19 protein-coding genes and 2 pseudogenes are annotated in these 25,569 nt (G+C 71.3%); 8 read left to right on the top strand and 13 right to left on the bottom strand.

Translation table 11 applies throughout. The annotated features are described in order from the left end of the window. Positions 1-167: 167 nt before the first annotated feature. Positions 168-3,206: an NACHT domain-containing protein gene (locus tag AB0C26_RS33460; RefSeq protein WP_360255728.1), complete on the top strand. Its 3,039-nt coding sequence runs from the start codon at positions 168-170 to the stop codon at positions 3,204-3,206. Here AB0C26_RS33460 and AB0C26_RS33455 read toward each other — a convergent pair. Genes AB0C26_RS33455 through AB0C26_RS33445 form a run of 3 tightly spaced genes read right to left on the bottom strand, consistent with a single transcriptional unit; the run spans position 3,172 to position 4,965 of the window. After that, positions 3,172-4,203, bottom strand: coding sequence for an LLM class flavin-dependent oxidoreductase (locus AB0C26_RS33455; protein WP_360255726.1), 1,032 nt, complete (start codon positions 4,201-4,203; stop codon positions 3,172-3,174). The genes AB0C26_RS33460 and AB0C26_RS33455 overlap by 35 nt on opposite strands. Position 4,204: 1 nt before the next feature. Next, complete coding sequence (gene smpB / locus AB0C26_RS33450) at positions 4,205-4,690, bottom strand: SsrA-binding protein SmpB (protein WP_097324300.1); 486 nt, start codon at positions 4,688-4,690, stop codon at positions 4,205-4,207. A gap of 11 nt (positions 4,691-4,701) precedes the next feature. Further along, the gene (locus AB0C26_RS33445; protein WP_360255722.1) at positions 4,702-4,965 is read right to left on the bottom strand and encodes a hypothetical protein; all 264 of its coding nucleotides are present in this window, start codon (positions 4,963-4,965) and stop codon (positions 4,702-4,704) included. A gap of 123 nt (positions 4,966-5,088) precedes the next feature. Between AB0C26_RS33445 and AB0C26_RS33440 the strand changes: the two genes are divergently transcribed. The 3 genes and pseudogenes from AB0C26_RS33440 to AB0C26_RS33430 all read left to right on the top strand — a co-directional run bounded on the left by AB0C26_RS33440 (position 5,089) and on the right by AB0C26_RS33430 (position 7,920). Continuing rightward, on the top strand, positions 5,089-7,164 hold the full coding sequence (locus tag AB0C26_RS33440; protein WP_360255720.1) for an MMPL family transporter: 2,076 nt from the start codon (positions 5,089-5,091) through the stop codon (positions 7,162-7,164). 91 nt (positions 7,165-7,255) lie between these two features. After that, positions 7,256-7,630 (top strand): annotated as a pseudogene (locus AB0C26_RS33435) (alcohol dehydrogenase catalytic domain-containing protein); the annotation flags it as partial. After that, positions 7,585-7,920 (top strand): amidohydrolase family protein, encoded by a 336-nt coding sequence (locus AB0C26_RS33430; protein WP_360256095.1) that lies wholly within the window; start codon positions 7,585-7,587, stop codon positions 7,918-7,920. The pseudogene AB0C26_RS33435 and the gene AB0C26_RS33430, both read left to right, overlap by 46 nt. On the opposite strand, the gene AB0C26_RS33425 is transcribed toward AB0C26_RS33430, so the two are convergent. Then, positions 7,833-8,312: an IclR family transcriptional regulator C-terminal domain-containing protein gene (locus AB0C26_RS33425; RefSeq protein ID WP_360255718.1), complete on the bottom strand. Its 480-nt coding sequence runs from the start codon at positions 8,310-8,312 to the stop codon at positions 7,833-7,835. The two genes, AB0C26_RS33430 and AB0C26_RS33425, sit on opposite strands and share 88 nt — an antisense overlap. Positions 8,313-8,442: 130 nt before the next feature. On the opposite strand from AB0C26_RS33425, the gene AB0C26_RS33420 reads away from it, so the two are divergent. Both AB0C26_RS33420 and AB0C26_RS33415 read left to right on the top strand, forming a co-directional pair. Beyond that, complete coding sequence (locus AB0C26_RS33420) at positions 8,443-8,766, top strand: putative quinol monooxygenase (RefSeq protein WP_360255715.1); 324 nt, start codon at positions 8,443-8,445, stop codon at positions 8,764-8,766. 283 nt (positions 8,767-9,049) lie between these two features. Beyond that, a pseudogene (locus AB0C26_RS33415) lies at positions 9,050-9,367 on the top strand (integrase core domain-containing protein); the annotation flags it as partial. Here AB0C26_RS33415 and AB0C26_RS33410 read toward each other — a convergent pair. Next, positions 9,364-10,110: a metallophosphoesterase gene (locus AB0C26_RS33410; protein ID WP_360255713.1), complete on the bottom strand. Its 747-nt coding sequence runs from the start codon at positions 10,108-10,110 to the stop codon at positions 9,364-9,366. The pseudogene AB0C26_RS33415 and the gene AB0C26_RS33410 overlap by 4 nt on opposite strands. A gap of 45 nt (positions 10,111-10,155) precedes the next feature. On the opposite strand from AB0C26_RS33410, the gene AB0C26_RS33405 reads away from it, so the two are divergent. After that, on the top strand, positions 10,156-11,019 hold the full coding sequence (locus tag AB0C26_RS33405) for an NAD(P)-dependent oxidoreductase (RefSeq protein ID WP_360255711.1): 864 nt from the start codon (positions 10,156-10,158) through the stop codon (positions 11,017-11,019). Here the strand turns inward: AB0C26_RS33405 and AB0C26_RS33400 are convergent. The 8 genes from AB0C26_RS33400 to AB0C26_RS33365 all read right to left on the bottom strand — a co-directional run bounded on the left by AB0C26_RS33400 (position 11,016) and on the right by AB0C26_RS33365 (position 23,509). Beyond that, complete coding sequence (locus tag AB0C26_RS33400) at positions 11,016-15,053, bottom strand: hypothetical protein (RefSeq protein WP_360255709.1); 4,038 nt, start codon at positions 15,051-15,053, stop codon at positions 11,016-11,018. The two genes, AB0C26_RS33405 and AB0C26_RS33400, sit on opposite strands and share 4 nt — an antisense overlap. Then, the gene (locus AB0C26_RS33395; protein ID WP_360255707.1) at positions 15,047-15,667 is read right to left on the bottom strand and encodes a hypothetical protein; all 621 of its coding nucleotides are present in this window, start codon (positions 15,665-15,667) and stop codon (positions 15,047-15,049) included. Before AB0C26_RS33395 ends, AB0C26_RS33400 begins: the two co-directional genes overlap by 7 nt. Continuing rightward, a complete protein-coding gene (locus tag AB0C26_RS33390; protein ID WP_360255705.1) occupies positions 15,660-15,968 on the bottom strand; it encodes a hypothetical protein in 309 nt (102 codons plus the stop codon). Before AB0C26_RS33390 ends, AB0C26_RS33395 begins: the two co-directional genes overlap by 8 nt. Continuing rightward, entirely contained in the window at positions 15,965-16,690 is a 726-nt protein-coding gene (locus tag AB0C26_RS33385) for a hypothetical protein (protein WP_360255703.1), read from the bottom strand. The genes AB0C26_RS33390 and AB0C26_RS33385 overlap by 4 nt, the downstream gene beginning before the upstream one ends. Positions 16,691-16,880: 190 nt before the next feature. Continuing rightward, on the bottom strand, positions 16,881-20,162 hold the full coding sequence (locus AB0C26_RS33380; RefSeq protein ID WP_360255701.1) for a S8 family serine peptidase: 3,282 nt from the start codon (positions 20,160-20,162) through the stop codon (positions 16,881-16,883). Between the two features lie 92 nt (positions 20,163-20,254). Continuing rightward, positions 20,255-21,946 carry an ABC transporter ATP-binding protein gene (locus AB0C26_RS33375; RefSeq protein ID WP_360255699.1) on the bottom strand — a complete coding sequence of 564 codons (1,692 nt, stop codon included), beginning with the start codon at positions 21,944-21,946 and terminating at the stop codon, positions 20,255-20,257. Between the two features lie 94 nt (positions 21,947-22,040). Then, positions 22,041-22,475, bottom strand: a complete 435-nt coding sequence (locus AB0C26_RS33370) for a hypothetical protein (protein ID WP_360255697.1) — start codon at positions 22,473-22,475, stop codon at positions 22,041-22,043. Positions 22,476-22,492: 17 nt separating this feature from the next. After that, complete coding sequence (locus tag AB0C26_RS33365; protein WP_360255695.1) at positions 22,493-23,509, bottom strand: cellulose binding domain-containing protein; 1,017 nt, start codon at positions 23,507-23,509, stop codon at positions 22,493-22,495. A gap of 134 nt (positions 23,510-23,643) precedes the next feature. Here AB0C26_RS33365 and AB0C26_RS33360 point away from each other — a divergent pair, with 134 nt between their 5' ends. After that, entirely contained in the window at positions 23,644-25,356 is a 1,713-nt protein-coding gene (locus AB0C26_RS33360; RefSeq protein ID WP_360256093.1) for a rhamnogalacturonan lyase, read from the top strand. The last annotated feature ends 213 nt before the right edge of the window (positions 25,357-25,569 follow it).

The following is a 25,569-nucleotide window of genomic DNA, read 5'->3' as shown; positions in this document are numbered from 1 at the left end:
GACGGGGCGCTCGTCTGTCAGCGGGCGTGCCGACGGCGCAGCCGAGGCGGGTCGAGCAGTACGCCCGTGACCAGCCGCCGGCGTGAACTACGCCGAGTGATCACATGACGACCGTGGCTACCATTCGGTGTGTGCGGAGCCAATCAGCGGTGTCTTTCCGAGGTGCATTGGAGATTTTGGGTCGGGCCGGGACGCCGGGTGTCGACAAACTGGACGCCGCACTGGGTGGCCTCATCCTGGCGGCCGGCGTGGGCGCGGGGGTCGCCGCCGTCGGCGGTGCCGCCCTGGCGCCGGCCGGACTGCTCGCCGCCCTGTGGGGCTGGGTGGATCAGAAGAACGAGGCCATCGCGTTGTTGCGACGGGCGGTCGGCCGGCTGGCACCCACGATCGAAGGAGTGTCAGACCCGGCCCGCCGCACCGAGTTGATCGACGCGGCGCACACGACGATCGCCGCTGCCGCCTTCTTCGAGGAGGTGCAGCGGCGCCGGATCGCCGCCGGCCTGACCGACGAGGACCGGCGGGCGCTGCTGACCGGATCTCGTGCGTCGGAACGCGACCAATTGATCGACTGCCTGTACCTGCGGAAGCTCGACGCTCCCGATGCGAGCGCCGGCTTCGTCGAGAACCTGGACGTGGTCCGGGATTGGATGCTCGACCTCGGGAAGCGCACGCAGCGTTTTCTGGCCGGGCTCGACGGCTTCCGGATGTTCGACGTCTACGTGCTCGCCGATGACGCCGTCCGGCGCTATCAGTCGTATTACGAGGACCTTGCCGTCGCCGTCCCCGAGATGGCGATCCGAATCGACCTCTCGGAGCACGCTGCTACCCGTCACCGGATCGACGTCCTCGCCGGCCTGATCGAGCGGGAGCGGCCTCTGGACCCCGCGGTGGGACTGGTCCGGGCCAACCGGGCCCGGCTGCGGGAGCGCGTGGTGCCAGGCGGCGTGGACCGGGAGAGCACACCGATCACCTTCCCTCTGATCGATGACCTGTTCATCGAACCGCGGTACCGCGGTTGCCAGGTGGCCGAGGACACCCGGATCGGCGACGAGACCTGGTGGGCAGGGCAACCGCTGCGAACCGATCTGCTCGCGACCCTCGGCACGCGTGCCGGGTCGCGCGAGGGCGCGGAACTGCCGATGCTCGTCCTCGGTCATCCAGGTGCCGGCAAATCCATGTTGACGAAGATCCTCGCCGCGCGGCTGGCGGAGACGGACTTCGTCGTCGTGTGGGTTCCCCTGCGAGCGGTCAGTGCCCACGCTCCGGTCTTGAACCAGATCGAGGAGGGTCTGCGGCTCGCCACGAACACCGAGATCGCCTGGGCCGAACTCGCGGGCCGGGCTGGGGGCAAGCGCCGGGTCGTGATCCTCGACGGGCTCGACGAGTTGTTGCAGGCGAGCCCGTCGGACCGTAGCGGATATCTGCAGGAGGTGGCCGCGTTCCAGCGGCTCGAGCGGGATCAGGAACGGCCCGTGTCCGTGGTGGTCACCTCCCGGACGGTCGTGGCCGAGCGGGTGGACACCCCGCGCACCCTGTTCGTGGTCAAGCTCGAGGAATTCGAGCAGGAGCAGACGCGGGAGTGGCTTCGGCGCTGGAATACCAGCAACGCGCTCGGCATCGCGGCGGGTGACGTGCGCCGCCTCACGCTCGGGGTCGTGCTCCGGCAACCTCACCTGGCCTCGCAACCGCTGCTGCTTCTCCTGCTGGCGATCTATGCGGCGGACCCGGCCACTCCGGCCCTCGACGCCGGCATGTCGATCACCGCCCTCTACGAAAGGCTGATCACGACCTTCGTCCGGCGCGAGGCGGAGAAGAAGAAGTCCGCTGAGGCCCACGACGCGACCACGGCCGCCATCGACCGGCTTTGCGTGGCCGCCCTCGCCATGTTCAACCGCGGGCGGCAGCACGTCTCGGAGGCGGAGCTCGGCGACGACCTGACCGCCCTGGCCGGAGTCAATCGGGCGGCGGAGCGCCCCGAGGTGACCGGCCGGCGGCTGCTCGCAGAGTTCTTCTTCGTGCACGCCGCCGAGGCGGTGGGCCTGCACCGAACCGAACGAGTCTACGAGTTCCTGCACGCCACGTTCGGCGAATATCTGATCGCCCGTAAGGTCGTCGAGGAGCTGCGGGACATCGCCGACAAAGCCTCCGGCGGGTGGCGTGAGCGGGAACCGGACGACGGTCAGCTGCGGACGCTGCTGTCGCACCAGGCGCTGGCCACGCGCCGGCCGATCGAACAGTTCACCACCGAGATGCTCGGCGGGCTCGGTGAGCGGGAGCGAAGGGGCATTGCGGCGGCATTGACGGCGCTGATCCGGCAGTTCCGCCAGGGCGCTCGCCCGCCCCGCAGCGCGGGCTACTGGCCGTCCGGCATCGACCACCTGCGTGAGCTGTCGGCCTATTCCGCCAATTTGTTCCTGCTGCGCATGGCGTGCGAGCCCGCCGACGGAACGTTGCGCCTGGCCGACCTTCTGCCGGAGCCGGTCATGACGCACTGGCGAGAGGCCGTGATGTTGTGGCGGTGCGGACTGGGCGCCGAAGGCTGGCACGCCATGCTCGGCTTCTTCAGGTTGTCCGAGACCGATACCGCCGTGATCGGGCGGGGGACCGGCCCGCAAAGCTGGATCACTCCGATAGCCGAGATGAGCTACTACGAGTTGATCGGCGATGACGGCACCTTGCAGAACTACGCCATCGGTGCCACGGTGAACCGGCAGGTCGGCTGGGAAGCTCCGGACTGGTACACCAGGATGCGGCTCTGGTTGGTGGCAGAGGCGGCGGGCTGCGGCCCGATGTGGTTCGTCTCCATGCCGCCCCCCGGAACGGCCACTGAGCAGCTCGATGAGATTCGTGGGCTCATTTCCCGGGTGGTGGCGCGTTTTCCGGCCGACGGCCGAGCCGATGAGGACTTTGTCGCTATCGTGCGCATACTGACCGATGATCCAAAATATCGCCCCACGGTGGCCGCCGCGGTGTGCCGTATTCCCGCTTTGCTAGAGGCAACCGAGGATTTGCGGGCGCCCCGTCTCTACGAGGGAATTCCCATGGCGGCGATGATGGACGCTGTTCGCCTGGAGGAGCCGTCGGAGGCCTGGCGGGAGTTGCGGGCGGCACTGCCCGACGCCGGGCCGCAGGACCTTGCTCAGGCCCTGCGGCTGTTGCTCGACGTCCCCGCTACGAGCCCAGGAGTTCCCGCACGCGCGGGATGACCTGGGTGCCGTACAGCTCGATGGATTTCATCATCTGCTCGTGGGGGAGTGTGCCGGCCGAGTACTTCAGGTCGAAGCGCTGGATGCCCAGCTCCTTGATGGTGCGGGCCATCTTCTGGGCCACCGTCTCGGGGGAGCCGGCGTGCCAGGCGCCCTCGGTGATGTCGTGGTCGAAGCGGTCGCGGGCCATGGGTGGCCAGCCCCGTTCGCGGCCGATGCGGTTCAGCATCGTGCGGGCGTGCGGCCACAAGGTCTCCACCGCCTCCTCGTCCGTGTCGGCGACGAAGCCGGGGCAGTGCACGGCGACCGGCTGGTCCGGCTGGCCGAACTCCTTCAGGGCGTGGTGGTAAAGCTCCACGTACGGCGCGAAGCGCACCGGCTCGCCGCCGATGATGGCCAGGGCCAGGGGAAAGCCGTACTTGGCGGCGCGGACCACCGACTCGGGGCTGCCGCCCACGCCGATCCAGGTCGGGATGCGGCCCGAGGAGGACTTGGGGTAGACCTGCTGGTCGGTCAGGGGCGGGCGGACCGTGCCGGACCAGGTGACGGGACCCTCTTTGAGGAGTTCCGCCATCAGCTCGGCCTTCTCCTCGAACAGCTTCTCGTAGTCGTGCAGGTCGAAGCCGAACAGCGGGAACGACTCGGTGAAGGAGCCGCGGCCGAGCGTGATCTCGGCGCGGCCGTTCGACACCGCGTCCAGGGTCGCGAAGCGTTCGAAGACGCGTACGGGGTCGTCCGAGCTCAGGACCGTCACCGCCGTGCCCAGCTTGATCGTCGAGGTGCGGGCGGCGATGGCGGCCAGCACGATCTCGGGGGCGGAGACGGCGAAGTCGTCGCGGTGGTGCTCGCCCAGGCCGAAGGCGTCGACGCCGACCTTTTCGGCGAGCATGGCCTGCTCGACGACGTTGCGGATCACCTCCGCGTAGGGGAGGCGCTTGCCGTGACTGTCGGCGGTGACGTCGCCGAACGTATCAAGTCCGAATTCCACCATGATCATCCTACCGGCGGGTTCTGCCCTTCAGGCGGCGGCCCATCTCGCGCGCGATCTCCTTCTCGGCGTCGCGCTTGGCCATCACCTGACGCTTGTCGTACGACTTGAGGCCGCGCGCCATCCCGAGCTCGACTTTCGCCCAGCCCTCGCTGAAGTACATCGACAGCGGAACCAGGGTGAGTCCGTTGCCGTCGTTCAGCTGGGACAGGATCTTGACGATCTCCTGCTTGTGCAGCAGGAGCTTGCGGGTACGGCGCGGGGCGTGGTTGGTCCAGCTGCCGTACCCGTACTCCGCGATGTGCAGGCCGTAGAGCAGGATCTCGCCCTCGTGCTCGGCGGCGAACGCGTCGACCAGCGAGGCGCGGCCCTCGCGCAGCGACTTCACCTCGGTGCCGGCCAGTACGAGTCCCGCCTCCCAGGTCTTGAGGATGGCGTAGTCGTGCCGGGCCTTCTTGTTCGAGGCGATCAGCTTGCGTCCGGTTTCCTTGCTCACGCCTATTGAATTTAGGGCACGGGACGGCGCATCGAGTACGTGACACTGCTCAACCGGTGCGGCTCGTTGTGCACGTGCATCGCGGCCCGGTCGTACGCCTGCCAGCCGGCCGCGCCGGCCCGGTTGAGGTGGCGCAGGTCGTCGTAGCGCTCATCGGTGCCCCAGCGCAGCGTGCCACCGGGGTGGTGGAAGGTCGCTGTCCAGTCCATGAAGCGGTCGGCGCCGAGCGTGCCCGCGGAGCGGTACTCGAGCCGAGCGTATTCCCAGTTCGTCACCCGAAGGATTATTCACCATCATCGTCCGCTGTGGATCTCCCCTGAGATAACCCTGAGGTAGGCGTTCGGGGGCTTCCCGCCCGGTAGCGGCGGGCTTACGCTGCGCGCCGGGGGGAATTCATCATGGGGAGATTTGTCTGCGGCCGCCGTGCCAAGTGGATCGTGCTGGGCCTGTGGATCGTGATCCTGGTCCTGACCGCGCCGCTCGCCGGCAAGCTGGGCAGCGTCGAGAAGAACGACAATTCGGCCTGGCTGCCCGGTGGGGCCGAGTCGACGCAGGTCATCGAGGAGAGCCGCGCGTTCCAGCCGGACGACATCGCACCCGCGATCGTCATCTACGAGCGGACCAGCGGCATCACCGAGGCCGACATGGCGCAGGCCCAGAAGGCCGCGGCCGAGATGAAGAACGTGCCCGGCGTGACGGGCGAGGTCATCGGGCCGATTCCATCGCAGGACAAGCAGGCTGTTCAGATCATCGTTCCTGTCAAGATCGACGCCGATGGCTGGGAGGCTTTGCCGGATGTAGCCGACCAGATAAGACAGGTGGCTGGTCCGGGCGCTTATCTCGCCGGTCCGGTGGCCAATGCGGCCGACTCGGCCGACGCCTTCGCCGGCATCGACGGCACGCTGCTCTACACCACCCTGATCGTGGTCGCGATCATCCTGCTGATCACCTACCGAAGTCCGGTCCTCTGGCTGTTCCCGATCATCAGCGCCGGCGTGGCCCTGGTCGCCGCCCAGGCGGTCATCTACCTGCTGGCCAAGTACGCCGACCTGGTGGTGAACGCGCAGAGCGCCGGCATCCTGACGGTTCTCGTCTTCGGCGCCAGCACCGACTACGCGCTGCTGCTGGTGGCCCGATACCGGGAAGAGCTCAGACGCCACGAGGACCGGCACGAGGCGATGCAGCTCGCCCTGCACCGGGCCGGCCCGGCCATCATCGCCAGCGCCGCCACCGTCGCCATCGGCATGTCGATCCTGACCCTGGCCGAGCTGAACTCGACCAGCGGCCTCGGCCCGGTCGCCGCCATCGGCGTCGTGGTCGGCCTGGCCGCGATGGTCACCCTGCTGCCGGCCATGCTGGTGATCTGCGGGCGCTGGCTGTTCTGGCCGGTCAAGCCGAAGTTCGGCACGGCCGAGCCGACAGCGACCGGATTCTGGGCCCGGCTCGGCGGCCGGATCGCCAAGCGGCCCCGCCGGGTGTGGATCGGCACCGCCCTGGCCCTCGGCGCCATGGCCCTCGGTCTGCTCCAGCTCAACGCGGTCGGCCTCACCACGGCCGAGCAGTTCACCACCGAGCAGCCGTCGGTGAAGGCCGAGCAGGTCCTGGCCGCGCACTTCCCGGCGGGCGGCGGCCAGCCGGTCACCGTCATCGCCAGCGCGGGCGCCGCGGCCGAGGTCAAGACGGCCTTCGCGGGCGTCGACGGGATCACCGCGGTGGCCGACCCGGTGGTCAAGGACGGCAAGGCGCTGATCGACGGCACCCTGGAGTCCTCGCCCGACAGCGAGGAGGCACAGCGGACCGTCGAACGGGTCCGCGACGCGGTGCACGCCGTTCCCGGCGCCGACGCCATAGTGGGCGGGACCTCGGCCGCGCTGCTCGACATCAACAACGCCAACAAGCACGACAACCGGCTCATCATCCCGCTCGTGCTGCTGGTCGTGCTGATCATCCTGGGGCTGCTGCTGCGGGCGATCGTGGCGCCTTTGATTCTGATCGCCACGGTGGTGCTGTCGTTCGCGGCCGCCCTCGGCGTGAGCGTGCTGGTGTTCCGCTACATCTTCGACTTCCCGGCCGAGGACACGTCGTTCCCGCTGTTCGTCTTCGTGTTCCTGGTCGCGCTCGGCATCGACTACAACATCTTCCTGATGACCCGGGTGCGGGAGGAGGCCCAGCAGCACGGCACCCGCAAGGGCGCGCTGATCGGCCTGGCCGCCACCGGCGGGGTGATCACCTCGGCCGGCATCGTGCTCGCGGGCACGTTCGCGGCGCTGGCCAGCCTGCCCCTGGTGTCCTTCGTGGAGATCGGCTTCGCGGTGGCCTTCGGCGTCCTGCTGGACACCCTGATCGTGCGGTCGGTGCTGGTCACGGCGCTGAACCTGGACGTCGGCCGGCACATGTGGTGGCCGTCGAAGCTGGCCGCGCCCGAGCCGGGGGAGAAGCCGTTGTCACCATCTGAACCGGAGCTGACCCACTAGGGCGGCCACGGCGCAGAGTCCGGGCCATGAAGGCTGTTCGAGTACACGCGTACGGAAAAGGCCCTCAATCGACGACATCCCGGAGCCGAGGGTGACCGGGCCCTTCGAGGTGCTGGTCCAGGTCGGTGCGGCCGGGCTCTGCCGCACCGACCTGCACATCGTGGAGGGGCAGTGGGCCGAGAAGTCCGGCGTCCAGCTGCCCTACGTGATCGGGCACGAGAACGCGGGCTGGGTGCGCGAGGTCGGCCCGGCCGTGAGCAACGTGGCGCCGGGCGACGCCGTGATCCTGCACCCGCTGGTGACCTGCGGGCTGTGCGGGCCGTGCCGGCGCGGCGACGACGTGCACTGCGAGAACTCGCGGTTCCCGGGCGCGACCTGCGTCGTGATCGGCGCCGACGGTCTCGGCCACATCGGCGTCCAGTGCCTGGTCGCGATGACCGCGGCCCGGGTGGTGGTGGTCGACCCGAACCCGCGCGCCCGCGAGTTCGCGTCCCAGCTGGGCGCCCACGAGGTCGTGACCGCCGGTCCGCCAACGCCCAGGAACCCAACGTCTACGGCGGCCGCGCCATGGCCATGCCGTTCCTGCACAGCCGGCCCCGCTACTTCGCGCAGATCATCGGCGAGCTGCTCTACTGGCTCGGCGAAGACCGCCTGCTGTTCGGCAGCGACTACGCCGGCTGGCAGCCCCAGTGGCTGATCAAGGAGTTCGCCGGCTTCCCGATCCCGGACGACATGCGCGCGAGTACGGCGAACTGACCGCCACCACCAAGCGGAAGATGCTCGGCCTGAACGCGGCGCGGCGTCCCCGGCGCCGCCATGCAGCTCAGCCCCGCCTGGAACTCGTCCACCTCGAGGGCCAGCCCGGTGCCGGTCACCTGGCGCAACTGCCGGTCCAGCACCGAACGCTCGGTGACGGTCGACGAGGTCACGCCGGGCAACCGCACCCCGTCGAGCAGCCCCGGCAGCATGGCCAGCATCAACTTCCCGAAGGCGGTCGCATGCGGCACCTGGCGAAAACCCACCCCCAGCGGGTTGATCCGCGGATGTTCGGGGCACTCCTCAACGTGCGCCACGATCATCTCCTCGTCCCGCAGCGCCGCGTAGTAGGCCGCCGCCCGCGCCTCCCGACGCACGACCCGCCGCGACATGGTCCAGCACCCGCATGGCCCGTTCCACCGACTGCAACACCCCGGCGCCCGTCATGCCCCTCAGCCTGTGTCGAGCGCCGAGCCGAGGAACCCAGATGACTGATCGTGCGAAAGGTGTGTGTCTTCCAAGATGATTTTCATTACCGCCAAGTTCTCGATCAAGCCCGAGCACGCCGACGACTGGCCGCGAATCTCCCGCCCGTTCACCGAGGCCACCCGGGCCGAGCCCGGATGCCTGTGGTTCGACTGGTCACGCAGCCTGGACGACCCCAACGAGTACGTTCTGGTCGAGGCCTTCCGCGACGGAGACGCGGGCGCGGCCCACGTCGGAAGCGCCCACTTCAAGCAGGCGCAGCAGGATCTGCCGCCCTACCTGGTGGCCACCCCGAAGATCATCAGCCAGAACGTCGACCAGAGCGATTGGTCGGAGCTGGGCGAGTTGGCGGTCCGTTAAGGACATCGAAGTCAGAAGCGGAATGTCGTAGCGGGGTGGTGGGTACGGACCGCAACTCCCGTCGAGGGCCCGGGCGGGGCGAGCAGGGCGCTGCGCGCCCAGAACGCTCACCCCACCCGGGCGACCTGCGTGAGCGGTCGCGCTCGACCCCGGCGTGCTTCACCCGCCGCCCCGCCACCGTCGCGCCCGGGCGGGTGGCCCTCGTCGGGCTGCACGCCCAGGTGTGATGCTCGGAGACGTTGGTCGAGGGAGTGTGACCACTCGATCTGAGGATGATGGGCGCCGCGCAGTCATCTGGTTCGCCGAGCGCGGTGTCACCGTCGATCGGGTGCTCTCGGACAACGGCTAGGCCTGCATATCCCGGCTCTGGACCTCGACCTGCGCCGAGCTCGGCCTCACCGTGAAAACCCCGGCCATACCGGCCGCGAACCAACGGTTCCACCGCACATTGGCCGACGGCTGGGCCTTCGCCAAGCCCTACACCAGCGAAAAGGCCCGGCGCGCAGCTCTGCCAGCGTTCCTACACGATGACAACCATCACCGACCCCACACCGCCATCGGCATCACCCGGTTGAACAACCTGGCCGGACATCACACCTAGGTCAGCAGGGTCGCCCCGTCGAGGATCAAGGGTGACCAGGACGGGGCGCCCGTCGTGCCGTGTTTGGGGTCGACGCCGATGAAGCGGCCGCCGCTCACCCGGGTCACCGTGTGGCGAGCCTCCCAGTCGGCGGCTGAGCGCTGCCGTAGCCGTTCGCCGCACCGCCACTGCCGCCGGGTGAAGTCGACGATCGTGTCGTGGCCGTGTACCTGCGAGAACGGCATCGGCGTGGCCTCGCGCAGCCACGACTCGTACACCTCGGAACCGGCCGAGGCCCACAGCGGCCCCCGGTAGCTGCCCACCACCTCGTCCGGCCGCGTGTTCAGCAGCGCCGCCGTCGTGGCCGCCGTGACCGGCTCGCCCAGCTGCCGCCAGGTCTCGACGGTCAGCCCGGCGTGGGTGATCAGGAACTCCTCGCCGTCCGCCGCCCGTACCGCCGCCGCGACCCCCATCCACTCCCGGCGCCACCATTCCCGCAGCAGCTCCGCCGCGGTCTCGGGCAGCGGCTCCGGCCAGAACCGGTCACCGCCCAGGTACTGCCACTCGTGGTTGCCGATCAGCTGCACCCACCGCCGGGGGTCGCTTTCGAGCCGCCGCCGCACCACGTCGAGCACCCCGGCGCTGTCCGGCCCGCGGTCGACCAGATCGCCCACCTGCACGACGACCGCCTCGCCGTCGCCTGTGACGCGGGTCAGCTCGCCGGGGAAACCCCCGACGTCGCCCACCACCATGATCCGCGCCATGAAACAAGCTTAGAATCCGGGAGCCACCACCACCCGAGGAGAGACATGCCTCGCATCGCCGTCACCGGCGGCAGCGGCAAACTGGGCCGCGCCGTCGTTCAGAACCTGCTCGACCACGACTACCAGGTCGTCAACCTCGACCGGGTCGCGCCCCGGGAGCCGTCGGCCCCGTTCACGCTGGTCGACCTCACCGACTACGGGCAGGTGGCCGAGGCGCTGACCGCCATCGACGACCGCTACGACGGCATCGACGCCGTCGTGCACCTGGCCGCGATCCCCGCACCGGGCCTGCGGCCGAACGCGGCCACGTTCACCAACAACATCACCGCCAGCTACAACGTGTTCGCCGCGGCCCGCCTCGCCGGCATCCGCCGGATCGTGTGGGCCTCCAGCGAGACGCTGCTGGGGCTGCCGCTCGGGCCGGAGAACCCGCCGCCGTACATCCCGGTCGACGAGGACTATCCGGCCCGGCCCGAGACCTCGTACTCACTCTCCAAGCATCTCGAGGAGACGATGGCCGAGCAGTTCTGCCGGTGGAACCCCGATCTGACCGCGATCGGGCTGCGCTTCTCGAACGTGATGGAGCCCGCCGACTACGAGGCTTTCCCGTCGCTCGACGCCGACCCCCGGCAGCGCATCTGGAACCTGTGGGGCTACATCGACGCCCGCGACGGCGCCCAGGCCGTCCGGCGGGCCCTCACCTACGACGCCACGGGCATGGAGGTCTTCGTGATCGCCAACGCCGACACCGTGATGAGCCGGTCCAGCGCCTCGCTGGCCGCCGAGTACTTCCCGGACATCCCGGTCACCCGCGAGCTCACCGGAAACGAAACCCTGCTCTCCATCGACAAGGCCCGCCGCCTGCTCGGTTACGAGCCCCAGCACTCCTGGCGGCGCGCGGAAGGCTAGCGCAAGGTGTCGGCCAGCTCGACCAGGACGACGCGGGCGGAGGCGATCAGGCAGAGGCGGCCGGGTGCCGGGGAGATGACGTCGTTGACCGGGCCCACGAAGGGGATCGCGGTGGCGATGGAGCCGTCGGCGGGACGTATCAGCAGCACCCGGTCCCGGTCGGCCAGGACCAGGAAGTGGCCGTCGGCGACCCGGACGACGGTCGCCCGCTGCCGGTACCCGCGATCCGCCACGGGACGCCGCCGGCCCTGGGCGTCGAGCCACTGGACGCCCAGCTCGCCCGTTGCGACCAGCGCCGCGGCGGTGCCCTGACCCAGGTCGGCGACAGCGGCCAGCGGCGTGGCCGACGTCTCGCCCAGCGGCAGCCGGATGCGAACGAGGCCGTCGATCGGGTCGTGCACCGCGAGGGTGCCGTCCGGGTTCTCCACCAGGACGAGATCCGTGGCCCCGGTGGTCACGGTGAGCCGCGCCCGCGCCCCCGGCGGCGCCTGAAGCGTGCACAGCCGGCCGCCGGTGAGCCGGAAGACGCCGATCGGGTTCCCCCCGTCGCCGGTGACCAGCATCGGCCCCTCCGGCGTGTGCACCAGCACCCGGCACCCGTGGTCGCTCGGCGAGCCGGGCGTCGGCAGGCCGTAGTCGGCGCGGTCGGTGACCGACCACATCTCCTGAACGCCCTGGTGCTGCCCGGCGATGGCCAGCGAGTCGGTCCGGGCCCGGGCGATCGCCCAGACATCGAAACGGTCCAGGTCGGACTGCATGCCGGCCATGCGGGAACGGGCGCGTTTCTTGTCGAACCGGGTCACGAACGAACCGTCGTCCTCGTCGAGGAGCACCCAGGACAGAACGTCCTCGACGAGGATGACCGGGCGCCCGTCCACACTCGCCGAGTGGACGCGCTCGAAGTAGCCGATCGGTGGTTCGGAATCCCACTTGCTCCAGTGTGTGGAGCGGGAATCGGACCAGACACGCACCGTGCCGTCCCGGGCGGCGCTGGTGATGTAGCTCCGGTCCGTGCCGTCCCGGACGACGCCCAGGCCGTTGACCCGGTCGGCGTGCCCGGTGTAGCGATGGACCCGTTCCAGCGGACGCGTGCCCCACACCGAGATCTCGTCCGCGGCGGCGACCGCGACCGCCGAGCCCACCGGGACGATGTGATCGGCGATGGTGTTGAGCCGGTCGGGCGCGACGGCGAGTTGCCGCCCCGTCGCGGCCGCCCGCAGTTCCAGGCGGGAGTCGGCCCGGGCGCCGACGATGACCGGGGTCGCGTCGTGCGTGACGATGGCGGCGGCCGACCACGGCTGGTCCAGCCGGACCACACCGAGCCGGTCCAGGCGGTCAGCGCCCCAGAAGGTCAGCGCGTTGTCGGTGACGTAGCAGAGGACATCGACGCCGCCGGTGCGGAAGCCGAGCACACCCTTGGGGTTGCCGCCCTCCCCGCCGATCGTGCCGAGCGGGCTCCCGTCGGAGGCGCGGAACAGCCGGACCCGGGAGAGGTCGGTCGCGGCGACCGCCCAGGAACCGCCGGCCCACACGCACGAGAGGGCGTGCGCCTGGACCTCCTCGTGGGTCCAGATCACCCGGTCCCCGTCGAGCAGGCGGCCCTCCAGGAAGTTGCCGCCGCCGTACGCGACGACCAGCATGTCGTCCCGCTCGTCGCGCGGCGCCGCGGTCAACGCGGTGACCTCCTTGCCGGCCCGCCCGCGAAGCACCCGCGGCGGCACCGTGAAGGTGGGGTCCCAGATCTCGATGCCGGAGTCCGGTGAACCCGGGTGCCTGGTGGTCACGGCGATGCGCCCGCCGGCCGAGGTCCGGACGGCGGCGAACATGTCCGGGTCGTCCGGGCCGGTGCGGATCAGCCGATGCCGGGACGGCGCGCGGGCGGTGGTCCATCGCGTCCGGCACGGGGCGGCCACCGAGAACGACGGGCCCTCCGGCGCGTCGGCCCGGGTTCCCTCCCGGCGCAGCGACTCCAGCAGGAAGACGCGCATGGCCAGGGAGTTGTCGGCGAGCCGGGGCCCGGCGCGCAGATAAAGGTCGAAGCCGGCCTTGACAGCGTCGCCGCGTTCCGCGCGGGTCACGGCGACCAGGGTGCGGCGCGGCTCGGAGAAGACCATGAAGTCCGGATCGTCGAGCAGGTCCGGCACGACACCCGCGCGGTCGGCGTGCTCGACCAGGTGATCGCGGACGTACCAGGAGGTCGCGGGCCATCCACCGGCCGCCGGCTTGAGCGCCCGGACGATCGCCTTGTTCGCCTCTTCGTCGGTCCGCCCCGACCGGCTGCGCAGATAGTCGGCGATCGCGAGGTGGCGCAGCCGGTACCGCCGCTCGCCGCCGCCGGCGGCCGTCGCCGTCACGAACTCGTCCATCTCCGCCAGCGCGGCGGTGATGTCGGCCTCGGCCGACGGTGAACCCGGGGACGGGCGCAACGCGTCGACCATCGCCGGCCAGGCGCCGCGGACCGGAACACCGCGGCCGGCGGCCCACGCGAGCGGGGTCAGCAGGTCCAGCAGCCGGTCGGCGTCGACGCCCCGGTCCTGGAAGTCCTTGGCGACCACGCCGCCGATTCCTTCGGTGAGGATGCGGGCCAGATCGGGGTCCTCCGGCTCCAGCGCCCTCGGTGCCCGGGTGAGGTGGATCGCCACGTGGGTGGCGACGAAGAAGATGCCGCCGGTGCGCGCGGCGATCACCTCACCGACGCGGCGGGCCAGATCGCTCTTTCCCCGGTACGGCGACAGGGGCCGCGCTTCGAGGATCCGTGTCGCCAGGCGCCGGATGTCCTGCTCGGCGGTGGCGTCGTCGTCCAGGTCGGCGTCTCCGGTGGCGCCGGCTCGCAGATCGGCCAGTTCGCCGGCGCCGTCGGCCGTGCCGGCGCCCGACCGGCGGCTGACGAGGATTCGTCCGCCCGGCAGAGCGGCCAGCGGCAGCAGAAGCCGCCGGGCGATCTCCAGCCGATTCTCCGGATCCGCCTCGTCCAGGGAGTCGAATGCGAGGTTGCCGCCGCCCGCCGCGGCGTAACGCTCGACCAACTGCTCGGGAAGTATGTCGTCCCGCTCGCCGATCAGCTGGAGACGCCGGGCGAGGTCGACGGTCGCGGTCCGCAGGTCCAGCTTGGACAGTGACATCTTGGTCCACGCGCCGTCGGCCGCCAACTGGTCGACGACCGTAGACTTCCCGGTGCCGATGGACCCGGTCAGCAGGAACAACCCGTGCCCGGCCCGGCGGCTCCACGCCTCGATCCGGTCGAGGACGGCGGTCCGCCGGACGAACAGGTCACCGCCGATGAGCACATCGCGGGCGCCCAGGTCGTACAGCGGATTGGCGAAGAAGCCGCTGCCGGCGTGCACCCCCGCCGCGCGGGCGCGCTGGAGCCGGGTGGCCCGGTTGGAGCGCAGCCAGGCCGAGGCCGCGTCGGCGAGGTCCTGCGGCGTCACCTCCCGGCGCTGGGCCGGCCAGACCATGGACGGCGGGCCCTTGGTCAGGGCGTCCGCGAGGGCGCTGGCGAACAGCATCGGCTGCGCCTCGGCGCTTCCGTACGTGGCGCTGATCAGCGAGATGGCCGGCAGGCTCTCGTGGTCACCGACGTCCGGCGATCGCCTCGTGACGATCTCGGAGGCGATGTCGAGCGCGGCGTCACCCGATCCGCAGCAGTCGAGGATCATCACGACCTGACCGGCCCCGACCAGACGGCCGAGCGCGGACGCGATGGCGGCCGGGTCCAGGGCGCCGGTGCCCGCGGGATCGGCCGGGTCGGTTCCGCTGGTGAACAGCCACGAGCCGGATTCGTCGGAGACACCGTGCCCGGTCCAGTAGAGAACGACCCGCCGGGCCTTGCGGTCGGCCTGGGCGAGGTACGCGAGCACGCTCTCGCGGTCCACCCGGCCGGTCAGGTGGTCCGGGTCGACGGTGAAGCCGCCGCTCTCCAGGGCGGCGAAGACGCGGTCGACCTCGTCGCGGCCGCGGGGCAGGGCGGCGGCGCCGGGGTGGTCGTATTCGGTGACGCTGATGGCGAAGGCGAGATCCGGCCGCGTCAACATGCCTTCACCTCGCTGATCGAGATGACCTCCGCCAGGGGCGTCGACCACAGGCTGTTCGGTCCGGTCCGCAGCACCATCCGGCCCCGGTCGACGCCGATCAGCTCGCCGCATTGCTGGCCGGTGGCGGTACGCACGGCGTACGGCCGGGACGGGCCGGCCGTCGCGGGAGCGAACCAGGTGAGGAACGCGGCGACACCGGTGAGGACGATGCCGAGCGCGGCGGCGGCCGCGGCGACCGGGACGAGACGGCCGATCTGCCTCGTCCGGGCGCCGCTCCACCGGCGCAGGGCGCTGCCGTTGAGGCGGATCCGCACCCCGGGCCGGCCGAACGACGCGTACGCCGACAGCGCGAACGCGAGGAGAAGACTGAGGAAGGCCGCCGCGAGGACCAGGGCGACCGAGACGCGCCAGTTCGACGGGATGCTGGTGAGATCGTTGCGTCCCCGGACCAGGGCCGCGACGCCGAGCAGCGCGGTCAGGCCCCCGATCGCGTTGCGCCACTGCTCCGCCTGCTTGCGGGCCGCCTCAAGCTCCTCGAACGGCAGCTCCCGGGCGAGTCGCGCCCAGCGGAGATCGTCCCGGGTCGGCAGCGCCGGCCCGGCCCGGTCAGCCACCGGTGGCCAACTCGTTCCAGAAGGCCCCACAGCCCCAGGCCGGCGCGTTCTCCGGCCGCCCGGGGTGGGGCAGACCGCATTGGCACTCGACGACGTCGGGTTCCCAGGCCGGCACGGCCGTGTGCCGGCGGGGGAACCGGATCCCCTTCGCCGGTGCCGCCTCCCCGTCGAGCTGGGCCATCGGCCCGAGGCACCGGGGACAGGTGGACAGCACGACGGTCTCGTCGTCGCGCCGGACGCGGGTGGAGGGCTGCGGCGGCTGGGGGACGAGCTCGTACTCGACGGGCTGGTGGCCGTTCACTCGTACCAGCCGCCGAGTGCGGCCTGGGCCTGCAGTTGCATGAGGGTCTTCTCCCAGGTCCGGCGCTGCTGTTCGTCGGGGCTGAGCCGAATCGCCGCCCGCGCGGCCTCGACGCCCTCGCGGATGACCTCGGGCTGCTCGGTGCGGCGATGGAGCAGCGCCAGCGCGGCGGCCAGGTAGATCAGGTGGAGGGCGCGCTGCCCGTCGTCCACCGCACAGGCCACCGCGTGCCGCGCGTTCTGCACGGAATCCCGCAACAGGTTCAGATCGCCCGTCCAGTTCGCCTTCATATGCAGGCAGGTGGAGACCCCGAAGAACGCCTTGCCGCGCAGGTTCGACGGCTGCGCGGCACACATCTGGAACCAGTAGATCGCCTCGTCGGCGGCGTCGGCTCGGCGTTCGGTCTTGGCGACCTCGCGCAGCGCCTCGCCCAGCCCGGTGAAGACCGCCGGGCGCAGTCGGTGCCCGGCGGGCAGGTTGTGCGCTACCGCCCGGAAGGCCTGCACGCACTCGGCCAGGGCCGCCCGGTCGTTCTGTGCGTTGTACTTGGCCAGCAGGGACTGCGCCAGCACGGTGATGTACCGGCGCCAGTCGTCGACGTCCGTGGCCGCGCCGACCACCGTCCGGCCGGCCGCGATCGCCTGGTCCAGGGCGGCCAGGTCGTTGGTCTTCTGAAACCGTTGGGCGTTGCCCAAAAACGTCTTCATGATCAGTTCAGACATGGACCATCCTGCCACCAGCGCCTGCTTCCCTTGCGCCGAAGTGTTCCGCACCAGGTGGATCCGGGCGGTCGGTGGATCGGCCGTCATCGAAGTCCGATCATGCGACCCCCGGGCTCGTATGGATGATCCCGTTCCGCGCGGAAAGCGGCCTTCCCCGCCGAGTGGGCGAGGAAGGCCGCGTATCGACGGGCTACCGGTAGCGGTACGCGCGGATGATGGTCTGCTTGGTGCCGTTGCCGGCCGAGTCGGTGGTCGTGGACCGCAGCGACACGAAGCCCGCGCCGCGCGGGTGCTGGATGACGGCGGTGGCCTTTGTGCCGGCCCGGAGGACCGGGAGCCGTTTCCAGGTCTTGCCGTCGTCGAAGGAGGCCTCCACCGTCAGGGTGCGAACGGCGGCGGGGGCCGCGCCGACCTGACGGTCGAGGGACAGCGGCAGGGTCATCAGGCGGCCGGCGGCCGCCGTGGTGGTCGCGTCCAGGGACGGGGTGTAGCGGATCGCCGTCATCGGCAGGTGGACGAGCTTGCCGTCCGGGACGTGGGACGAGCGGAACGTCCACTCGGCGTCGACCAGTGTGGACAGGGTGAAGGCCGGGTCGCTGCGGAAGACCGCGTGCACCCGGTAGTCACCCGCGGCGGCCGGTACCTCGGTGGCCTGCGGTGTCCACTGCGACTGGGCGACCTGGGCGCCGTTGCGGTAGATCCGCACGTCGGCTTGGCCGGCGCGGGGGAAGCGGAAACCCTCGTGGCCGCTGCCGTCGCCGTGCAGGGGACCGGGGCCGCCCATCGTGTCGCCCCAGTAGCGGGCGGCGAACTGCTGATCGAACTCGGGCTCGGGGAAGACCGGGCCCTCGACGCCGGTGGCCCATTTCTCGGTGTACGTGCGGCCGGGCTGCCACGACGTCCACGCCGACTCGTAGTGGGTGTATCCGAGCTGGCTGCTGCTGACCTGCCACTCCGCCCGCTGGTCGCGGTTGTAGTAGTCGGTGATCGTGGCCGGGGCGTCGTAGGCGAAGCTCAGCGGGCTCTGCCGCCCGTCGGTGCTGCGGTAGACGGCCGAGTTGCCGGGCGCCCGGGCGACGGCGAGACGGGTGACCTGGACGCCGTCCACGTCGGAGCCGATCGTCGAGCGGACCGTGGCCAGGTCGCTCGCGCGCAGCGCCGTGGTCCGGCCGGCCAGCATGCGGCCGCGCTCGTAGAAGTAGGCGTGGTAGACGGCCTTCGGGGCGGCCCACTTGCCGGACAGGTACGACACGTAGCCGGGCGCCTGGCCACCGCCGGCCGCCGGTCCGGTGCGGAGCCGCTCGAAGTTCAGGTTCATCAGGACGCCGTACGGGTCGTTGCCGCCCCAGATCTCCGGCGCCTTGTCGCGGATGGTCCACCCGGTCTCGTTGTACGCCGGCACGGCCTTCTTGTCGGGCACGGTGATGCTGACCGGCTTGGCAGTACGGGCGTCCATGGTGATCGTGCGGTCCCGGTCGACGACCACCCGCGGGTCGGACAGGGCCGTGAGCTCCGGATCCTCCTCGGAGCCGGTCATCAGGTACGACTGCACGACGTACCGGCCCGGTTCGACCGGCGTGCGGACGCTGGCGCCGGTGTGCGCGAACGCCGTCACCGTCTGCCGGTCGAGGTCGGTCAGCATGGTGACCCAGCGCGGGTTGTCGCCGGTCACGCCGGGCGTGTTCACCGTGAGCACGTGCCGGGTCAGGTACATCGCGACCGGCGTCACGACGCGCACCTTTCCGGCGGTCGCGAGGAGCTCACCACCGTACGGCTGCTCCTCGAGCCCGGCCACGACGGTGGCCGTCACGGTCACCGATGCCGTTCCGCCGGCCGGCACCGTCAGGCTGTCGGCGCTCACGGTGAAGACGCCGGCGGGCGCGTCGGTGCCCAGCGACAGGAACAGCGTCACCGGCTGGGTGCCGCTGTTGGCGTACGTGATGCTCTGTTTCCGGGTCGTCCCGTCGCGCGGGAAACCGGCGCTGACCGGGTCGGCGGTGACCGGCTGGTCCAGGGCGCGCTCGACGTCGACCAGACCGGACCCTTGCTCGTACGGCGTGAGATCGGCCCCCGGGTCGGCGGCGGCGGTCAGGGTCGCCTTGAGCCGGGCCGCGCGCCACTGCGGGTGCTGCTGCGCCAGCAGGGCGGCGGCGCCGGCCACGTGCGGCGTGGCCATTGAGGTGCCGGAGAGCGAGGTGTACGCCTCGGCGCCGTCGACCGGCGGGAACTGGCCGTCCACCGAGCGGGCGGCCACGATGTCGACGCCCGGCCCGGTGAGGTCGGGCTTGACCATGGCGTCCTCGGCGCGGGGTCCCCGGCTCGAGAACGAGGCGAGCTCCTTCGTCTTGGTCACGGCGCCCACGGTCAGGGCCTGCTCGGCGCTGCCGGGCGACTCGACGGTGCTGTCGCCCGCCTCGCCGGAGTTGCCGGCCGCGATGACGAACAGCATCCCGTACTTGGCGGTCAGGTCGTTGACGCCCTGCTCGAGCACGTCGATGTCGGGGGTGTCGGCCGCGCCCAGGCTCATGTTGGCCACGGCCGCGCCCTGCTCGGCGGCCCACTGCATGCCGGCCAGGATGTCCGACTCGTAACACTCCTGCAGGCCGCACACCTTGGCGCTGAGCAGCTTCGCGCCCGGGGCCACGCCCTTGTAGCGGCCACCGGAGGCGGCACCGGTGCCGAGGATCGTCGACGCGACGTGCGTGCCGTGGCCGACCGGGTCGGTCAGGTCGCCCGAGCCGGTGAAGTCGACGGCGCCGGCGACCTGGCCCGCGAAGTCGGGGTGGGTGAGGTCGACGCCGCTGTCGATGACGGCGACCTTGACGCCGGCGCCGGTGAGCCCGGCCTGCCAGGCGGCGGGCGCGCCGATCAGCGGGACGCTGACGTCGAGGGTGGGCTTGCGCTGCCCGTCGAGCCAGACCTTGGTGACGCCCGAGCGCAGCTTGCCGGCGGTGGTGAGGCTCTTCCACAGCTCGGCCGGCTTGCTCCGGTCCTGCTCGTAGGCGACCAGGCCGACGTCGGGCAGCTGCTGGGTGGCCCGGGCGCCGGCCGGGACGGCCGGGCCGGCGACGATCAGCGGCAGGGTGCGCCGGGTGTCGTCGTAGCCGAAGCTCAGCAGCGTGGACACGTCGAACAGGCGCGGGTCGAGACGGCCCGCGGCGAGCAGCCCGGCGGCGTCGGCCGGGACGACCTCGACGTCGTGGCCGGCGCTCGAGGTGAGGAACGGGATCTTCTCCCGGCCCGGAGCCGGCACGACGTCCACCGTGGTCTGCCCGGCGACGCTGCTCACCTTGACGGTGTCGCCGGTGATCAGGGTGACCGCCCGGGGTGCGGCGGCGAAAGCCGGCCCGGTCGCCGGGGTGACGGCGGCCGGGCCGGGGGTCGGCGCGGCGGCGACGGCCCCGGTGGGCAGCGCGGACCAGGCCGCGACGCCCGCCAGGGCCAGCACCGACGTGATGCGGACCAGGCGCATGGTTCTCCTTTGTCGACAGCACCGATCGGTGCTTTGCCGGGCAACCTACGCCACAGTTCGCCGTTCATCGATATGACAAGATCCACAACAGTTCACGCCGCGAGCCGGCGATAGTACTCATTGGATCCGATCAGCTGGTCGTGCGTGCCGTCGTCGGTCACCACGCCGTCGTCGACGACCAGCACCCGGTCGGCCGCGCGGACCGTGGAGAAGCGGTGGGCGATCACCACGAGGGCGCAGACCCGGGCCACCTCGCGCATCGTCGCGGCCAAGGCCCGTTCGCTGTCCGGGTCGAGGTGGGCCGTCGGCTCGTCGAGCAGGATGAGGTCGGGCCGCGACAGCAGGCAGCGGGCGATCGCCACGCGCTGCCGCTGGCCGCCGGAGAGCCGGCCGCCGCGCTCGCCGACCGGGGTGTGCAGACCGTCGGGCAGGGCGGCGACGAGCGCGGTCAGCCCGGTCATGGCGAGCACCCGGTCGAGGTCACGCTCGGCGGTGGGCCGCGCCCCGTACAGCAAATTCTCCTTGAGGCTTCCGGCCAGGAGCGGGCAGTCCTGCTCGACGAGGCCGACGATGGAGCGGTGCCGGGCGTACGGGATGAAGCGGGCGTCCCGGCCGCGCAGCAGGATGGTGCCGCGGTCGGGCTCGTAGAAGCGCTCGGCCAGCGCGAAGATGGTCGACTTGCCGGCGCCGGACGCGCCGACCAGGGCGACGTGGCCGCGCTCGGGCACGGTGAAGCGGATGCCGCGCAGCACCGGCCGGCCCGGGTCGTAACCGAACCAGACGTCCCGGAACTCCAGCACCGGCGGCCGCCGCCGGACCGGCACCACGGCCCGCGGCTGGTCCCGCTCGACCGGCAGGGCGAGCACCTCGTTGATCCGGTGCAGCGCGCCCGAGCCCTGCTGGACCGCGCCCACCGCCTGGAAGATCTCGTAGATCGGCGCCGACAGATACGTCATGGCCAGGGTGAAGGCCACGAGCCGGCCGAGCGAGGTCTCGCCCGAGGCGACCCGGGTCGCGCCGACCAGCAGCACGGTCAGGAAAGCCCCGCTGACCGCGAGGTCGTTCGCCGGTCCGGCCAGGGCGGCCAGCTCGGCCATGCGGAGATTGGCCCGGTACGCCCGGGTGGCCGACCCGCGGAGCCGATCGGCCTCCACCGGCTCGGCCCGGCAGGCCCGGACCGTGCGCATCCCGCCCAGGGCCCGTTCCAGGTCGGCCGAGAGTGCCCCCTCGGCGTCCTGCGCCGTGTGCGACGCTGCCCGCAGCCGCCGCACGACGGCCAGCAGGCTCAGCACCGACACCGCGAAGAGCGCGACCACGAGCGCCATCAGCGACGGATCCAGCCGGGCCAGCAGCGCCACGACGGCCACCAGGGCGATCACGCCGGCCACGCCGGTGCCCAGGCTCTGCGCGACGAGCGTCTTGACCACGGCGGTGTCCCCGCAGGCGCGGGCGATCACGTCACCGGTGCGGACGTGGTCGAGCAGCGGCATCCGCACCCGCAGCAGGCGCACGATGACGGCCAGCCGCAGTTGCCGGGTCATGGTCTCACCGGTGTACGCCTGCACGTACCGAGCCGTCGCGTGGGCGACCGCCTGAGCCGCGAACAGCCCGGCCAGCGCCCCGAAGACCGGCCACGGCACCCGCCCGCCGGTGGCGGCGTCCACCGCCGCCCCCGCCAGCAGCGGCTGGGCCAGGGCCAGCGCCGACCCGAGCAGACTGAGCCCGGCCGCCACCGCGATCCACCGGCGGTGCCCCCGCGTGAGCCGCCGCAGATCCCGAAACATGCGACGAAAACTACGCGAAACCGGCGCGATGGAAAGAGGAGGTCACCCCGGCCGTTCGCGCGGCCGCGGGGATTCCCCTCGCGCAGGTGACCCCCTACCCGAAGTGCGCCATCGTCGCCCGCGTGCTGTCGATCAGGGCGGTCTGCAGAGCTTCCAGGTCGTCGCAGTCGCTCTCCTGCCCCTGCCACGCCAAAGACGCCTCGAACGAACTGGCGAAGCGGTCGATCCTGAGCTGACCGGCGCCCTGCCGCCGGCCGGCGTCGAACACCGCGTATCGGCAGATCGAGGGGAGCGGTCCCTTCTCCGGCCGGGGCGACGTGACGCCGAGGCCGGCGGCGAGCGGCCCGGTCTCGAGCGCGCCGCAGACGTCGGTCCCCGTCGCGTAGCGGGTCTCGGTCGCGGCCGTCAGGCCCCGGACCGCGACGACGGTGACGGCGAGTGTCGTCACCAGGCCCAGAGCCGCCCCGAGGTACGCCTTGGCCGGCCCCGGCCGGCGTGGTGGCGGGTCCCACGTCGCTGTCTCGATCACCGCGACAAACTACGGGATCACTCGATGGCCGCGGCGACCGCCGGGTACCAGCGGTCGGCGATCTTCACGTTGCCGGCGTCGTTCGGGTGGACGCCGTCGTACGTGTCGGTCGCGGTGTCGAATCCGGTCCATTGGTCGACGACGGTGATGGGGGAAGCGGCGGTGGACAGGCCGGCGGCCCAGGCCGGGATGGCGGCGTTGAGATCGATGACGCGCCGGCCGCAGTCGGCGCAGTTGCTGGCGTTCATGCCGATGATCTGGGCGACCAGGATCCTCATGGCCGGGTTCTGGGTCCGCATCTGGGTGACGAGCTTGGTGAACGCGGCCAGGATCGTCGACGGCGGCAGGTTGCTCCAGACGTCGTTGGTGCCGAAGTGCATGAGCACGACGTCCGGGTCGGTGGCCGCGAGCCAGCCGGCGAGCTGGTTCTGGTCGGCCACGGTGGTGGCGAGGAAGCCGCCGTGTCCCTCGTTCTCGCCGTCGTAGGGGAAGCCGCAGCCCTGCCCGGGCAGCGTGCCCACGAAGTCGACCCGGTCGGCCGGGAGTTTCTGCCAGAGCAGGGCCCGCCAGCAGCCGGGCGAGCCGGTGATCGAGTCGCCGAGCGCCATGATCTTCACGGGCTCGTTCCCGGGAGGTGTGGTCCCGCCGTTGCACGCCGTGCCGTTCAGCGAGAAGGCCGTGGGCGCGACCGCCGCACCGGAGCCGTTGAAGCCGAACGACGCGGTGGCGCTGGTGGCGAGCGAGCCGTTCCAGCCGGCGTTGCGGACTGTCACATCGGCGCCGGACTGGGTCACCGAGCCGTTCCACAGTTGAGTGACGGTCTGCCCCGAGGGGAACGCGAACGTCAGCGTCCACGAGCTGACCGGGTCACCGAGGTTGGTGACGTCGACCGCGGCGCCGAACCCGCCCGGCCACTGGGCGGTCGTCCGGTACTCGACCCGGCAGCCGGCGGCGGCCGACGCGGGCGCCGCCGCGACGAGCGAGGCGGTGCCGGCGAGCAACCCGGCGATGAGGCCCGTTCGCCATCTCCGCATGGCTTCCTCCTTGACTCATTAATCGATGGGCGTCAATCTGGGAGCGCTCCCGAAGTTAGCGAGAGGAGACCCCGGTGTCCAGCAGGGCAAAGATGGCGGCAGGATTGACCGTCCTCACCGCGAGTGCGGTGATCATGGTCGCGACGCCGGCCGACGCCGCCGACGGCCGGCAGCGCGAACGGCTCGACCGCGGCCTGATCAGCGTCCGCTCCGGCAGCGGCAACCTGGTCAGCTGGCGATGGCTGGCCACCGACCCGGCCGGCGCCGGATTCAACCTGTACCGCGGCTCGGCCAAGCTCAACTCGGCGCCCATCACCGCGTCGACGAATTACCTGGACGCCGGGGCCGCCGCCTCCGCCTCGTACACGATCCGCCCGGTCGTGAACGGCGCCGAGCAGGCCGCCGAAGGGCCGAGCCTCACCTTCGGCAACGGCTACCTCGACGTGCCGATCCAGAACCCGAACAGCTCGCTCTACGCGGCCAACGACGCCAGCGTGGGCGACCTCGACGGCGACGGGCGCCTCGACCTCGTCCTCAAATGGGATCCGCTCAACGCCAAGGACAACTCGCAGTCCGGCGTGACCGACCCGGTGTACGTCGACGGGTACCGCCTCGACGGCACCCGGCTGTGGCGGATCAACCTGGGCCCCAACATCCGGGCCGGCGCCCACTACACCCAATTCCAGGTGTACGACTACGACGGTGACGGCGACGCCGAAGTGGCCATGAAGACGGCCGACGCGACCATCTCCGGCACCGGGCAGACCATCGGCAACGGGAACGCCGACTACCGCAATTCCAGCGGCTACATCCTCAGCGGCCCCGAATACCTGACGATGTTCGACGGCCGCAACGGTGCCGCCCTGTCGACGGTGGACTACGTGCCCCCGCGCGGCACGGTCTCCTCCTGGGGTGACTCGTACGGCAACCGAGTCGACCGTTTCCTGGCCGGCACGGCGTACCTGGACGGCGCCCGCCCCAGCCTGATCATGGCCCGCGGCTACTACACACGTACGGTCATCGTGGCCTGGGACTTCCGCAACGGCACGCTCACCCGCCGGTGGACCTTCGACAGCAACAGCTCGACCAACCCGGGCACGGCCGGGCAGGGCAACCACCAGCTCGCGGTGGCCGACGTCGACGCCGACGGCCGCGACGAGATCGTCTACGGCTCGCTGGCGGTCGACGACAACGGCGCCCGGCTCTGGAACACCGGCCTCGGCCACGGCGACGCCCTGCACGTGGGCGACCTGAACCCGTCCCGGGCCGGCCTGGAGGTCTTCAAGGTCGACGAGGACGCGAGCAAGCCGTCGTCGTGGATGGCCGACGCCCGCACCGGCCAGATCCTGTGGAGCACCCCGGCCGGCGGCGACAACGGCCGCGGCGTCTCGGCCGACATCTGGGCCGGAAGCGCCGGCGCCGAATCCTGGTCGTCCCTGGCCGACGGCGTCCGCAACCCGAACGGCTCGGTCGTCGCGAGCCGCAAGCCCAGCTCGACGAACTTCGTCGTCTGGTGGGACGGCGACCCGACCCGCGAGCTCCTGGACGGCACCCACATCGACAAGTACGGCACGTCGTCCGACACCCGCCTGCTCACGGCCGCAGGCGTCCACTCGAACAACGGCACCAAGTCCACCCCGTCCCTGTCCGGCGACATCCTGGGCGACTGGCGAGAGGAGGTCATCTGGCCGACAAGCAACAACACGGCCCTGCGCATCTACTCCACCCCGATCCAGACCGACCGCCGGGTGGTCACCCTGCTGCACGACATCCAGTACCGAGAGGCCCTGGCCTGGCAGAACACCGCCTACAACCAGCCGCCTCACCCGTCGTTCGCGCTTTCATAGATCGTCCCCGGTCTGGGCCGTCCCCGGGCCGTCGATGCCGGAGAGCCCGCCGAGCAAGGCGTCCAGCTCACGGCGCGCCTGCATGTGGCTCTCCGGTATCAGGCGCGCGTACACTCACAGCGTGATCGCCGGATCGGCGTGCCCCAGCCACTTTCCGAGCGCCCCGTTGTTTTCGCTGGCCCAAGCCTTCAGCGAGCTGAAATCCAACGGGGA

The sequence above is a fragment of the Actinoplanes sp. NPDC048796 genome, from assembly GCF_040650035.1.
GTDB lineage: Bacteria > Actinomycetota > Actinomycetes > Mycobacteriales > Micromonosporaceae > Actinoplanes.
The sequence above is the reverse complement of the archived record's forward strand: the minus strand, read 5'-3'. Positions and strand labels throughout refer to the sequence as shown.

Excerpts from the sequence above, each read along its gene's own strand:
- AB0C26_RS33400 (WP_360255709.1), bottom strand. The coding sequence starts at position 15,053 with ATGTTGACGCGGCCGGATCTCGCCTTCGCCATCAGCGTCACCGAATAC.
- AB0C26_RS33385 (WP_360255703.1), bottom strand. The coding sequence starts at position 16,690 with ATGTCTGAACTGATCATGAAGACGTTTTTGGGCAACGCCCAACGGTTT.
- AB0C26_RS33455 (WP_360255726.1), bottom strand. The coding sequence starts at position 4,203 with ATGATCATGGTGGAATTCGGACTTGATACGTTCGGCGACGTCACCGCC.
- AB0C26_RS33365 (WP_360255695.1), bottom strand. The coding sequence starts at position 23,509 with ATGCGGAGATGGCGAACGGGCCTCATCGCCGGGTTGCTCGCCGGCACC.
- AB0C26_RS33405 (WP_360255711.1), top strand. The coding sequence starts at position 10,156 with ATGCCTCGCATCGCCGTCACCGGCGGCAGCGGCAAACTGGGCCGCGCC.
- AB0C26_RS33410 (WP_360255713.1), bottom strand. The coding sequence starts at position 10,110 with ATGGCGCGGATCATGGTGGTGGGCGACGTCGGGGGTTTCCCCGGCGAG.
- AB0C26_RS33420 (WP_360255715.1), top strand. The coding sequence starts at position 8,443 with ATGATTTTCATTACCGCCAAGTTCTCGATCAAGCCCGAGCACGCCGAC.
- AB0C26_RS33380 (WP_360255701.1), bottom strand. The coding sequence starts at position 20,162 with ATGCGCCTGGTCCGCATCACGTCGGTGCTGGCCCTGGCGGGCGTCGCG.
- AB0C26_RS33440 (WP_360255720.1), top strand. The coding sequence starts at position 5,089 with ATGGGGAGATTTGTCTGCGGCCGCCGTGCCAAGTGGATCGTGCTGGGC.
- AB0C26_RS33425 (WP_360255718.1), bottom strand. The coding sequence starts at position 8,312 with ATGTCGCGGCGGGTCGTGCGTCGGGAGGCGCGGGCGGCGGCCTACTAC.
- AB0C26_RS33360 (WP_360256093.1), top strand. The coding sequence starts at position 23,644 with ATGGTCGCGACGCCGGCCGACGCCGCCGACGGCCGGCAGCGCGAACGG.
- AB0C26_RS33375 (WP_360255699.1), bottom strand. The coding sequence starts at position 21,946 with ATGTTTCGGGATCTGCGGCGGCTCACGCGGGGGCACCGCCGGTGGATC.